A 12,335-nucleotide genomic window follows, 5' to 3' on the forward strand; every position below is an offset into this window, starting at 1 on the left:
CCCCCTTTTTATCTGAACTCAAGAACCCCCCAAACACCGGGGTCCTTGTAGAAATAGAAATCGCCATTCCAGATAAACTGCCTCTCGCGTTCGCCGGTCAGGTCCGCGTCGTCGATAGCCAGGTCAAAACCGACCTTGCTCCCGGCCGACGGGACGAATGTCCCGAAGAAACTCCAGGGGATCTTTGCTTCCAGAATGTACCCTAACGGATTATCGACCTTTTTTACGGAAATTTCACTTCCCGTTGGGCTTCTTCGTCTCTGCCAGTTCCAGATCGACGGTTTCACGTCCCGGCCATCGCCGGTGCCGAAGCCGAGCTGGTAATCGCCGTTCTCAAATGATTCGCGCTTTTGGCTGGCGCCGGGATCGGTGCTCATGACCACTTCCAGCCCGTCGCCGTTCCAGATCTCCTGCCGCTCTTTATTGTTGACCAGCGGGACCCGGTCGGTGACCTTAGCCGCAACGTAGAGGTTCTGATCGTCATACATAAAATAGACCTGGCCTGACAGGTCGGCCAGGCCGCCCCAGGTCAAACCTTCCTTAAAGTAACTTCCATCTTTCATGACCAGCGGCACAGCCTTTGTCCACTCGTCCAGCCGCCCGTCGATCTTGACCCCTGCGGCCCTGACGGCGGTAGCAATTTTCTTGACAAATTTTTCCGGCGAAACGGTGTAAGCCGCCAGGTCGGGACCGGAGCTCGAAAAGAGCGGGTCCTTCATGATCGCTTTGAAGGCGGCCAGCGCCGCGGGGGTCGAATTGATCCGCCAGTCGGTCTCTTTCTTTTCATCGAACCAGACGATGGCGTCGATATCGCGCATGCTCGTTTTAAGGTAACCGGGGAGCTCCTTGATCCAGGCCGCCTTATTGCCTCCTTTTTCCGCCGAGGCGAACTCGGCGATCATGACCGGCTTGGCCGGCCAAAGTTTGCGGGCCAAGCGGACCTGCTCGCGGAAGAGGTATTTGAGGACCTGCCAATCGCTCCAGCTCTGGGTCGTCCCCCAGTTATAGCCGTCAAAGCCGACCCAATCGACATAATCATTGCCGGGATAGGCCTTGGCCCAGTCATTCCAGCTCTCGGTGGGGAAAGAATAGTTCATCGGCGCCCAGACCCATTTGACGTTAGTCGCCCCTTCGCGCCGGAAGAGGTCGACGATATGGCGAAAGGCTTTAATGTAATTCTCGGGGTTCTTGCCGTTATTGACTATCCCCCAGGGATAACCTTCGATATTGAACTCGTGGCCGACCCGCAGGAAGATCGGTTGGCCGATCTCCTTGATAGGTTTGGCCCAGGAGCGGAGATATTCGTCCCACTTCCCGGAGCTGATATCGGCCAGCGTGATCTTCTCCTTGTCCCCCCAGTACCACGGCTCCCAAACAATATGCGGCACCGCGCCGTAGTTAACAACATTCAAAACATCTTCCTTCGGGAAAGGCTGGGCCCAATCTTGGTACCACATGATCATCGCCTGTTTCTTCCCGGTTTGCAGTTCAAATTGCTTGATAAAATTCATGTTCTTCGGCGCCCCTTCGCGGAAGACGCCGACAAAGACCTGCTGTTTGGCCGCCCCGCCGGCGGGTTGAGACATAGCCCCCGCAGGAATTTCCAACATCAAACCTCCAACCTCAAAACAAAAGGCAAAGGCCAACAAACAAATCATAATAATTTTGGGCTTTGATATTTGCTTCTTGATATTTGTTTGGAAGTTTGAAGTTTGAAGTTTGATGTTCATTTGATTACCCCTTCACCGCTCCGGCGGTTAAACCTTTGACGATATGTTTCTGGAGCATAAAGAACAAGATGACGACCGGCACGGTGGCCACGGTCGCCGCGGCCATCATCAGGTCAAAGCGGTTCTGGTAGTTGCCGACAAAGAGCCGGATGCCGACCGGGATGGTCATTGTATCGGCATTGGTCAGGACCCAGGCAAACATCAGCTCGTCCCAGGCGGTCAGGAAAACGTAGATGCCGGTGGCGATGATCCCCGGCATGGCCAGCGGCAGGGCGACATGCCGGAAGACCTGGAACGCGTTACAACCGTCGATTAACGCCGCCTCTTCCAGCTCTTTGGGGATCGAGGCGAAAAAGCCGCGCAGGATCCAGATCGAGAAAGGGATAAAGAAGGCCGAATAGATCAAAATTATGCCGGTAAAGGTCCCCTTGACCGGTATCCCGGTCAGGACCGTGAACTTGACGAACATGATATAAAGCGGAATAAGGTACATGATGGCCGGGATCATTTGGGTCGCCAGGATGGCGTTACTGAAGAGATCGGAGCCGGGAAAGCGGAAACGCGACAAGGCGTAAGCCGCCAGAGTGGAGAAGATCATCGCCAGGACCATCGTCGAGCCGCAGATGATCAGGGAATTTTTTAAATACAGGCCAAAGTTGACGTTCTTCCACATGTCAACGTAATTTTCCCAGTGGACAACCGGCTGGCCGGCCAGGTTGCGCGACAGGCCGACCCGGCCAATGGCGATATCGGTCGAGCTCTTGAGGGAGGAGAAGACCATCCAGCCGACCGGCAGGAGGGTGATGGCCAGCATGATCAGCATGATGGCGCTGATAATGATGTTGACGATCCGCTTTTTAACGTAATAGGGCAACGGGATCATGACATCTCCTCGGCCCGCTTAAAGTAGCGGAACCAAACGTTAACGATGGCAATCATGACGATCAATAATAGGACTGAGGCGGCGGCGCCGGTGCCGAAGTTCCAGAGCTGGAACGAATTGCGGAAGATATTGGTCATCATTAGATCGCCCCACTCTCCGGGGAAGCCGGCCCCGAAACCGAACATCATGATAACGATATTAAATGAATAGGTATTATAGATCAGGCCGAAGAGGATCAGGATGAACCAGACCGGCCGGAGCATCGGCCAGGTGATCATCCAGAACTTGCGCCACGGCCCTGCCCCGTCAATATCGGCCGCTTCGTAGAGCTCTTCAGGAATGGTCTGCAGTCCGGCCAAGAGCATTAGCATGGAAAGGGGCCAGAAGCGCCAGATGGTCGGGATGATGATCGCCCAGATGGTGTTGGTCCCGGTCAGCCAGGATACTTTATGCGGCATGAGATGGAGCCAGTCGACCAGCATAACATTGACCAGCCCCCCCTCCCGCAGCCACATGATCCCCCAGAGCAGGCCGGTCACATAGGTCGGGACGATCCAAGGGAACATGAAGAGGGTCCGGACCATGGAGCGGCCCCAGAAATTACGGTGGACCATGAGCGCCACGATCATGCCGACCACCAGCGTGCCGATAGTGACCACCACGGTATAGATGACCGTGTTGCGCACCGCTTCGAACAGGCCGATCCGGATCGGGCTTCCCGGGTCGATCAGGACGGCGTAGAAATTGTCTAGCCCGACAAAGGGGGCCAGGAGATACCTTTGCAGGGTGAACTGGTTGAGATCGAGGAAGGCCATGTAGATCCCTTGGGCGATCGGGAAGATGTGGAGGAGAAGCATCGCCAGCGCCGTAGGGGCGATAAAATAATAGGCGATCCTATTTTGTTTGATCCTGGCGCGGAGCCCTTTATTGTTATGCTTATTTGGCCGTTGCAAAAAGACATTCCTCTCTAAACGACCTCAAAGGGACTGTTTAAAAGACTAACGTTATATTTTACCTAAAAACCAAGCGTTTTGCAAGGCGGCTTTGCCGGCGGCCGCGGCGGCGGGGGAAGAATCGAGGCGCCAGTCGCGTTCTTTATTAACATTGAACCAGCAACAGAGCTTGATCCGGGGGTAAGTTGTCCTGATCTTCTCAAAAGCATCGGTGATCCAGGCCGCTTTTTCGTCCGCTTCCTTGGTGCCGCTGGCAAACTCACCGATCAGCAGCGGCTTGGTAGAGAGGGCGGTCAATTTGGTATAAATATCGCTAAAGACCTCGTCGAATGACTGCCACCGCTCCCAGCCCCAATTGTAGCCATCCATCCCGAGCCAATCGACATAGGCGTCGCCCGGATAGTAATTGGCCGCGGCATTCCAGCTCTCCGCCGGCTGATCAATATTGTTCGGACACCAGACCAGCTTGACGTTATCCGCCCCGACCGCTTGTTTAACATCATATATGTAGATCCAGGCTTTTTTATAACTGGCCGGTCCGGCGCTTCCGCCATTGTGCGCCCCGTCCCACGGATACCAGTTGCCGTTCATTTCGTGGGCAAAGCGGAGGAAGACCGGGCCACCCCAAGCCTTGGCCGCCTGGAAAAACTGGCGGACATAGCTTTCGTAACTGCCGGACGCGATAGCCTCAAGTGTCCCCGCCTCATTGGTGATCCACGGCTCCCAGGTAATAAGCGGGGCGCTGCCGTTGGCGCTGACCAGGTCGGCTTCCGTCTTTGGGAAAGGGTCACCCCAGTTAACATACCAAAGGACGACCGCCAATTTTTTGCCGATCAGCGTTTCAAATGAGGCGATATTCTCCATCCCGTTGACAAAGGCGCCCGTGGCGCAATCGGCAGGCTTGGCCGGGGTCACGTTAGAGTCCCCGCAGGCGGTCAGGGAGAGATAAAGCAGGCTGCACAAACATAATTTAGCGAAGGTGGATGTGGCGTATTTCAAGATCGGTTTCCGACGGGCCAACGACCATGATCTGGACCTTGGCGGGGTGTTTGACGATCCCCAGGATCGGAAAAGAAAAATGTTTAAAATTTTCGGCCGACAGGCCCTCTTTCAGGTACTCATCTTCGAACGAGGTCGCCGGGATGTTCGGTTCGCCTTTATCGAAGACCTCGATCCGGAGGCGGGCCCAGGGGGCGCCGAGCTTGAGCTGGCCGCGGACCTCAAGTTCGAGAAGTGACGGCCGCTCGATCTCTTCGTTGACCAGGAGAACACAGCCGAGGTCGGTCCCCTTGCCGGACAAGAGGTACTGCTCCGGCAGTTCTTCGACTTTTTCCCCCGGTTTGCCGAAACCGGAAAAGGTCGGCTTTTTCTTCATGGTTAGTATTTTAGCACATTGAGTGAAATTTCGGAAATTAGCCCCCGATAGATATGCGGCCATTCTTAATAACCAGCAGGAGGCAATCATGTCAGATATCAGTTCGGTCTCGAAAAGTATATACAATTTTATATTCACGCCAATCCCCTCGCCCCTCAACTGCGGGGTTGTCGCCGACTGGATGACGCCGGAAGGCGACGCCGGACCGATCGCTCCGCCGATCGACGCGCCGGTCGATACTCGGCCCGATACCCTAATCGACGTGTTTGATGCCGGGACAGAAGAGATCCACGATGCCAGCCTGCCCGAAGTCACCGATGCCGATGTCACGGAAACGCTTGAAGAGGCCGACGCGGCGGAAACGCTTCAGGAAGCTGACGTCGCCGAGACGCTTGAAGAGGCTGACGTGGCGGAAACGCTTCAGGAGGCCGACGTCGCCGAGACTCTTGAGGCCGATGTAGTCGACGCGCTTGACGCTCATGACGCGCTGACCGAAGAAGCCGGTTTTAATTACTGCAGCCAGGCCCCGGCGGCTTTTGATCTGCAATCGCCGGCCAATAACGTGACCGGCGTTTCCATCCAACCGCTAGTCATCTGGCAAGCTTCCAGCGACAGCGACTTTGGTGACGGCGTTACCTATCAGCTGAAAGTTTGCACCGACAATATCTTGACCCAATGCGTGATCAATAAATCCAACCTGACGGACAACCAGTACCAGGTTACACCAGCCGAACAGCTCTTGACCGGCAAAGATTATTATTTCGGCGTGGCCGCGCAGGACAAGTGCCCGACCATCGTTCAATCAACCCCGCAAGTCTTTCATTTTATAACCGCTCTGCCGGTGGTTTGCACCAATTCGCCCAGCACTTTTAATTTACTCTTGCCGCTGGACGGAGTGGTCAATGTTTCGACGACCCCCAAGCTTGACTGGACCGATTCGACCGATCCCGACGCCGGAGATGCCGTGACCTATAGATTAATTGTCGCTGATAATCCCAGCTTTAATACACCTGTGATCGATAAATCCGGCTTGACCGCCAGTGAATATACTTTATTGCCGGCCGAAGCTCTGGTGGGCAACACGAATTTTTATTGGAAGGTCGAGGCCAGCGACACCTGCGCTCATCTAACCACTTCCGATATCAAGACATTTAAGACCGCGCCAGCCTGCATACCTCATACCATTTTTGAAACAGCCAATTGGACACTTGGTACAATTACTCCAACCGACAGTCTGGATCCGATTTCTGCCGGCGGGGCATTGATCTTGAATGTCGTTACTTCCGGAGGTTATATTGTCCCTGTCAACGCGACATTGCCGAACAATATCGGGAGCGGAGCGACAGCGACGATGTCCTTCTCAAATCCCAACGGGACGAATATCACTATTGATACTCAAAATGGGGACTGCGGATCGAACTGGTCAACCTGGCAGACTTTGGGCAGTGGGGGAGTAATTCAAATAGACGGCGGTTTTAGCCATCAATGCGCGAAAGTCAGATTTAACTTTACTTCGCCAAACATTACCGATACACCGCAATTGAAAGATTATACGATCCCGTATTGCACTTACTGATCGGTCTTTAGTTAATTATCATATAGTAAAAAGGTATATCCGCAGAAGCGACTTGGCCGTTCATTGTCCCAACCTTGAACCAAGCTCCTGAACTTATCAATGTTACCTTAATTCCGGCGTTTGAATTAATCGCGGCATTTGGTCCAACAGTTAATAAAATTGTGCTGGTTGAATTCACAGAAGTATTATTAACTGTAACATATTCTAATCCACTCAAAGCCGTAATCGTCCCTGTCCCTATACTCATATTAGATCCAGTTTTGATCCCAATCTTCCCGCCATTGACAAATAAAGCATAATTATTCCCGGCCGCCTCCGCCGAAACCGACATCCCTTTCAACTGCTTGTCGCTGTCGAGCGGCAGGAGATTGTTGGCGGTCGCGGTCAAGTTGGCACTGAAACCACCAACCGTTTCGGCCGCTTCGGCACTCGCGGCGGACACAGCGTAAGCGACCGTCACTAACTCGATCCGCGGAGTGAGTATTTCGCCCCCCACTTCCACTTCCAGCCAGCGGGGCCCTTTTTCCAGTTCGGCAAAGCCGATCGGCCCGAGCATCACATTATAAAGCCCGCCGCTGACAACCACTTCCGAGCTGATCATCTCGAATTTCTTGGTGCCAGCCGTGACGGCATCGTAAACACGGAAGGTCATCGCCTTGGTGCCGGTGATCAGGTTGCTGCCGCTGTCGCGCAGTACCCCCTGGTAGCTTAAATATTGGGGAACTGCCAAGGCAACGTTAACTAACAACGAACAACTAATGAGCCAAAGGCACATCCGCCTCTGGCGGACAACTAACAACAGTAAACTCTTCGCTCTATTCATCTTATTATCCTCCTTAGGAAAGTTAGGGATATTCTAGCACAGTAGGGGGAAGTTGACACAATGCGTAACGCGTAACGAGTAATGCGTAACGAGTAATACGTAATGCGTAATTCGTCATTTTACCCCCTCCCCCATATTTGACTTGCCGCCGGGGGCGTGTGATAATTTGCCTACAATGGAGGCGAAAAGATTATGAATAAACCCTTGATCATGGTGGTAGAAGATGAGGTTAAACAGGCCGAGATGATCGCGAAATTGATCGCGGCGACCGGCCGTTATCAGGCCATTAAGGCGTCTAACGGCCTGGAGGCGGTTGAATTGTTAAAGAAAAACAAACCGCTGCTTGGACCGAACAAAGTATCCCTGATCCTGTTGGACATTAAAATGCCGGAGATGAGCGGCCTGCAATTTCTGGAGATCATGCGGAAAAAATACAGCGACGATCAGATCGGGGTGATCATGCTGACGGCCTACGAAGACGCGGAGAAATGGGACAAAGCGACCGACGGCTTTGTTTGCGGCTATATCAAAAAGCCGATTATCGAAGAAGAGCTGATCGGGGCGATCGACCGATTTTTTTCCGGTCCAAAGGCGCGGATCAAAATGACGCTGGATACTTTTGAAAAACACATAGATAAAATGGATGAGCTCAATAAGGGAAGCGGAGGAAAAACCTAGGTTTTAACCGGGATTTTAACGATAAACGCCGAACCCTTCCCCACCTCGCTTTTTACTTCGATGCTGCCCAGATGTTCGCGGATGACCCGAAAAACAATTGAGAGGCCGAGTCCGCGCCCCTTGGTAACGTGAGAACTGAAAAAAGGCTCGAAGATACGGTCCAGGTTTTCCGGCGGGATCCCAGCGCCCGTATCGGCTATCTCCGCGACCGCAAACGATTCCTCGCCGGTTTTTTGCCAATAGCTCTTAAGCCGTAAAGTACCGCCATCCGGCATGGCCTCAACCGCGTTTTTGAAAAGATTAATGAAAACCAACTGCAGGTCTTCCGGATCGCCGCTGACGGGAGGCAAAGCGCCCAGCTCTTTTTCCAGGTGAACACCGGTTAAGGGGAACAGCTTAAGCGCCCCGTCCATCACGTCGTTAAGGTTGAGCGAGATCTCTTTCCGCTCTTTGGGGGTGCTCAAGCGGAGGGTGCTTTCGACAATATCGTTGGCCCGGTCAACCTGTTCATAAACGAGGGACTTGAACCACTCCAGGTATTTGGGATCGCGCGGCTCCTTAACCAGCAGGGCCGCCTCTCCCCGGATAATGGATAACGGCGTTTTTATCTCATGGTTATATTCCCTGATGGTATTGGCCAGCGAAGCGATCCGCTCCGACCGCGCGAGCAGTCTTTCGGTGTCGTAGAGTTTCTTCTGGTTGGCCTCAAAATCTTTTTTGATCTTTTCATAAGGGCGGATCCGGTCAAAGATCGCCATCGCCTGGACCATTATTGTCCTGAAAATAGTTAAATCTTTTTCGTTATACGAATCTTCGGATGTCTTTTGGCCCAAAATAAGCGCCCCTTCAAGCCCCTCCGACGAAGAGAGCGGGATTATCAAGCCGGTTTTTGTTTGAGTTATATCCTTAAGATCGATCTCCTGTTGGCCCGATCTAATTTCGATATTTTTGATCTTTATGGCCGATTTCAGTTCTTCGGCAATGATCTTAAAGGCTTCTTCCTTGGCCAGGACCGGGATCAGCCGGGTGGCAATATGGTTGATCAGCTTGTCCGAGTCATACCAATCTGTTATCCATTTTTCTTCCAAGGGGGTCTGGATAAAGGCCCTCAACCGGTGCGCCGCTAGCGCCCAAAACAGGGCCAGCAAAGCATTGGCGGCCATTGCCGCCGCCTGCGGCAGAGCGAACGAGTTTAAACCGATGAATGAAGCGATCAACAGGCCTCCCACGAGACCATAAGCGGCCGCCCGGGTAATGACGACCCGGATATCCATAAGTTCGTGCTTGGTGATGGCGTAGGCAATAACCATAAAATATATCCCCATCGACAAAAAGCTTGTCGGATAAATTGAAATGCCAAAAGTGGCAAAATAATCAATTGATGAAGTATACGCAATACCAAACGCTATCAAAAAGAGAAGCAATTGATTTTTGACCTTTTGATCTTTACCATTTAAATAATAGAATAAGATCTCAATAAAACTATAAATCATATAGCTATAAAAAAATGGCAAAAACATATAGCTGAGAAAACCCCACATTGGGAAATAACCCCAAAAATATTCATGGACGCCCGTTTCCATCCAGTTTGTTGTTAAAATTAGCGTTGAAAATAAAATGCTCCCAATATAAGCGGCGGATATTTGCGCTTTCCTTTTTTCTGCTATCCGCAGGAAAGAGACTATAAAAGAATAAACGGTTGAGGAAAGGAAAACCACTCCAACGTTATCAATTTTAAACCACAACAACGCAATTTCCGGATTTTTCGAAAGATAGCCCATGGCTGTGCCTAAAAACCAAACACCCCCGCTAATACTCATTAAAAAGAAAGCAATGCCACTATTTTTCCCTTTTAAGCTAATACAAACAAATACGCCACTAAAGAGTATTAAAGTTCCGACAATAAAAAGGGGGAACGCATGGAGATTAATGAAGTAATTATGTATGGATAGCATCTTTATCAACAATTGGCCTTTTGAATATTTCAGCAAATTTAGATTCATCAATAAAACCAGTAATATTTCTGAAATCAGCGACTTTGATTCCTGCTTTATCTGATTCTGCCCACAGCTTCAACACATAATCTTCCGGAATAGGATCAATATGATCTTCATCAAACATTTTCATCCAGCAAAGCAATAATAATTCCGCAAAGCAACTATATACTTCATTTTCTTTTTTGAGGCCGAAATCGCAATTCACATGCAATCCCTCGACTTCAGCTATTCCGGACTCAATCACTAATACATCTTCTCTTTCGTAGGGGACCTTAGCCGAAACATTTCTAGGCTGGGCCGCATCTATAACAATCGCGCCCGATTTTAGATGTTTTGACCTAACAATTACCCCCGGCGTGTTAGTTACAACCAGGATCAAATCAGCATTACTAATTTCCTCAATTTCACTTGAGACACATAGGCTTGTGTTTAATCTCTTTTCTGTCAGCGTTTTATATAATATTTCTAATCCCTTTATGTTTTTATCAATTAAAACAATATTGGAAAATTGTCTGATTAATAATTTACTGCATATTGAGCCAACAAAACCGGCGGCGCCAACAATAGCAAGTTTAATCGTATTTTTATCTAAATTGGCCATTTCTGCTGCTTTGATTACGTTTTTTACGGCAATTACAGCTGAAAAAGCATCGCCATTAGTAATAGACACTTTCACTTTTCCCTGCAAATAAGCACCATGATCTGTAACGATAGGAACAAAAGCCCCAAGCCCAAGTAATTTAATATTTAGTTTCTCGGAATATTTTGCTGCAGCTAGTATTTTTTTTCTAGCCAATTTATTATTTAACAGCATCATCCTGGTTGATAATGAACAAAAAACAATCCAGCCTTCAATTGGTTGCTCATTTTGATCTTTAAATCCGGTAACTTTAGACAAAATGATTGGGGGATGATTTTTGCTTATTATCTTCAGCCATTTTTTCGAAAGCTTTTGTGCAAAAGGATATTTTCTGGCAATATCGGGCAATAATTCGATTGGATGAGCCAAGAAGACATAGTCCCCTTTTCCCATAATACTTTTTACGACAAATTTAGGCAAAAAAGGCAGTAAAACATCTCTTATTGTCAAAATAATTTCCATGAGGTTATTCATAATATATTCTCATCTTATTCCCATTTATTATGCAGTAAATATTTTTACAAATCAAGAAATAAAGCCAAACAAAATGATGAATTAGCAGTTATCCAAAATTAATCGCTGGCAAGAAAGGGAATGCTCGACCAATCCATTCCCTTAAAAACCGAATGCTAGCTTGATAATAATCCTCTCCAGAATGAAGAGCCCCCCCAGATTAGGTGTGGGGGTTTACCAAATGCCCGAAAGTGATATCCGGTGGACGTTGTCCCTGGACAGGGCCCGCTGGGTGACGTAGGCGTAGTCAACCCGCGTATGGTTAACCTGGAAGCCGGCTCCGGCCGTCAATCCACTATCAACATAGCCCAAGCGTAAGGATAAACCACCCTGGCTGTATTCGTACCCGCCAGAAAGCTCGGGCGAATAACCCGGTTTGATCGTTTGGGCGAGATCGAGGGCGAAAAGGCCGGGGTTTGGTGATTTATAAGCCAACCCAAGACGGAGCTTGGGTGGCACCTGCTCTACTGTGCCTGTTCCCCATTGTTGTGAATTGATGAGCTCGTCAACCTTTAAGCCGATCGTCAATGTAGGGACAACCCTTGTGGTTGTCCGGTCGGTTCGGACAGGGATAAACCCTGTCCCTACATTCAATTTGATCAATATCCCAGGAGTGACACTATAGCCGCTCCCCTGCCCGCCGGAAATGTTGGTCATATCGGAACTCAAATATTTCGCGGTTAAGCCGAGTGAGACCTTATCCGACAGCTCTTTGCCGTAGGCGATCAGGTAGGCGTTTGAGAAGTAACTGAAGATACTGATATTCTGGACTTCGTTGTGGAAATCGACCTCGGCCGAGGTTTGGTTGATATTCCCCAGTCCGACCTGGACCCAGGAAATCCCCAGCGTGCCGCCCAGTGCCGGCTGGATATAGCTGACATAGTAATGGTCGGTGTCAGACGATAGTTTCGTCTGCATAGTGGTTATTTCGCTCTTGTTGAGCAGTCCAAGGCCGGCGGGGTTCCAGTAAGGAGCGTCGGCGTTATCCGCGATGGCCGTGAAGGCCGAGCCCATTCCCAGCGGGCGGGCACCGACGCCGGCGTTAAGTACCGCAAGGTCGAGGCCAGCCTGGCCGGCTGCGACAGCCGGAACTTCAAACCTCAAACATCCAAATCCAAAACAAATGACAAATATTAAATGCCAGATCACAATTATTTTGGAATTTAT

General features: G+C 50.3%; 11 protein-coding genes. 2 read left to right on the plus strand and 9 right to left on the minus strand.

Going from position 1 to position 12,335, the window contains the following annotated elements; translation table 11 throughout:
* Positions 1-8: 8 nt before the first annotated feature.
* From WC903_03775 to WC903_03795, 5 genes are all read right to left on the minus strand, one after another.
* Positions 9-1,610: a sugar-binding protein gene (locus tag WC903_03775; protein MFA5893062.1), complete on the minus strand. Its 1,602-nt coding sequence runs from the start codon at positions 1,608-1,610 to the stop codon at positions 9-11.
* Positions 1,611-1,734: 124 nt separating this feature from the next.
* Positions 1,735-2,613, minus strand: coding sequence for a carbohydrate ABC transporter permease (locus WC903_03780; protein ID MFA5893063.1), 879 nt, complete (start codon positions 2,611-2,613; stop codon positions 1,735-1,737).
* On the minus strand, positions 2,610-3,566 hold the full coding sequence (locus tag WC903_03785) for a sugar ABC transporter permease (protein ID MFA5893064.1): 957 nt from the start codon (positions 3,564-3,566) through the stop codon (positions 2,610-2,612). The genes WC903_03780 and WC903_03785 overlap by 4 nt, the downstream gene beginning before the upstream one ends.
* Positions 3,567-3,617: 51 nt before the next feature.
* Positions 3,618-4,565 (minus strand): glycosyl hydrolase, encoded by a 948-nt coding sequence (locus tag WC903_03790; GenBank protein MFA5893065.1) that lies wholly within the window; start codon positions 4,563-4,565, stop codon positions 3,618-3,620.
* Positions 4,537-4,941: a hypothetical protein gene (locus WC903_03795; protein MFA5893066.1), complete on the minus strand. Its 405-nt coding sequence runs from the start codon at positions 4,939-4,941 to the stop codon at positions 4,537-4,539. Before WC903_03795 ends, WC903_03790 begins: the two co-directional genes overlap by 29 nt.
* A gap of 88 nt (positions 4,942-5,029) precedes the next feature.
* On the opposite strand from WC903_03795, the gene WC903_03800 reads away from it, so the two are divergent.
* A complete protein-coding gene (locus tag WC903_03800) occupies positions 5,030-6,517 on the plus strand; it encodes a hypothetical protein (protein MFA5893067.1) in 1,488 nt (495 codons plus the stop codon).
* Positions 6,518-6,524: 7 nt separating this feature from the next.
* Here WC903_03800 and WC903_03805 read toward each other — a convergent pair whose 3' ends face one another.
* A complete protein-coding gene (locus tag WC903_03805) occupies positions 6,525-7,340 on the minus strand; it encodes a hypothetical protein (GenBank protein MFA5893068.1) in 816 nt (271 codons plus the stop codon).
* A gap of 192 nt (positions 7,341-7,532) precedes the next feature.
* Between WC903_03805 and WC903_03810 the strand changes: the two genes are divergently transcribed.
* Positions 7,533-8,018: a response regulator gene (locus WC903_03810; protein ID MFA5893069.1), complete on the plus strand. Its 486-nt coding sequence runs from the start codon at positions 7,533-7,535 to the stop codon at positions 8,016-8,018.
* On the opposite strand, the gene WC903_03815 is transcribed toward WC903_03810, so the two are convergent.
* The 3 genes from WC903_03815 to WC903_03825 form a co-directional block, all read right to left on the minus strand.
* Positions 8,015-10,021, minus strand: coding sequence for an ATP-binding protein (locus WC903_03815; protein ID MFA5893070.1), 2,007 nt, complete (start codon positions 10,019-10,021; stop codon positions 8,015-8,017). The genes WC903_03810 and WC903_03815 overlap by 4 nt on opposite strands.
* Positions 9,957-11,129 (minus strand): hypothetical protein, encoded by a 1,173-nt coding sequence (locus WC903_03820; GenBank protein ID MFA5893071.1) that lies wholly within the window; start codon positions 11,127-11,129, stop codon positions 9,957-9,959. The genes WC903_03815 and WC903_03820 overlap by 65 nt, the downstream gene beginning before the upstream one ends.
* Positions 11,130-11,342: 213 nt before the next feature.
* The gene (locus tag WC903_03825; GenBank protein ID MFA5893072.1) at positions 11,343-12,272 is read right to left on the minus strand and encodes a PorV/PorQ family protein; all 930 of its coding nucleotides are present in this window, start codon (positions 12,270-12,272) and stop codon (positions 11,343-11,345) included.
* Positions 12,273-12,335: the final 63 nt, after the last annotated feature.

It is taken from the genome of Candidatus Margulisiibacteriota bacterium, from assembly GCA_041658645.1.
Lineage (GTDB): Bacteria > Margulisbacteria > WOR-1 > O2-12-FULL-45-9 > XYB2-FULL-48-7 > JBAZZV01.

Coding starts and splice junctions, on each gene's coding strand:
- WC903_03805 (MFA5893068.1), bottom strand. CDS start 7,340: ATGAATAGAGCGAAGAGTTTACTGTTGTTAGTTGTCCGCCAGAGGCGG.
- WC903_03780 (MFA5893063.1), bottom strand. CDS start 2,613: ATGATCCCGTTGCCCTATTACGTTAAAAAGCGGATCGTCAACATCATT.
- WC903_03810 (MFA5893069.1), top strand. CDS start 7,533: ATGAATAAACCCTTGATCATGGTGGTAGAAGATGAGGTTAAACAGGCC.
- WC903_03795 (MFA5893066.1), bottom strand. CDS start 4,941: ATGAAGAAAAAGCCGACCTTTTCCGGTTTCGGCAAACCGGGGGAAAAA.
- WC903_03800 (MFA5893067.1), top strand. CDS start 5,030: ATGTCAGATATCAGTTCGGTCTCGAAAAGTATATACAATTTTATATTC.
- WC903_03815 (MFA5893070.1), bottom strand. CDS start 10,021: ATGAATCTAAATTTGCTGAAATATTCAAAAGGCCAATTGTTGATAAAG.
- WC903_03775 (MFA5893062.1), bottom strand. CDS start 1,610: ATGTTGGAAATTCCTGCGGGGGCTATGTCTCAACCCGCCGGCGGGGCG.
- WC903_03820 (MFA5893071.1), bottom strand. CDS start 11,129: ATGAATAACCTCATGGAAATTATTTTGACAATAAGAGATGTTTTACTG.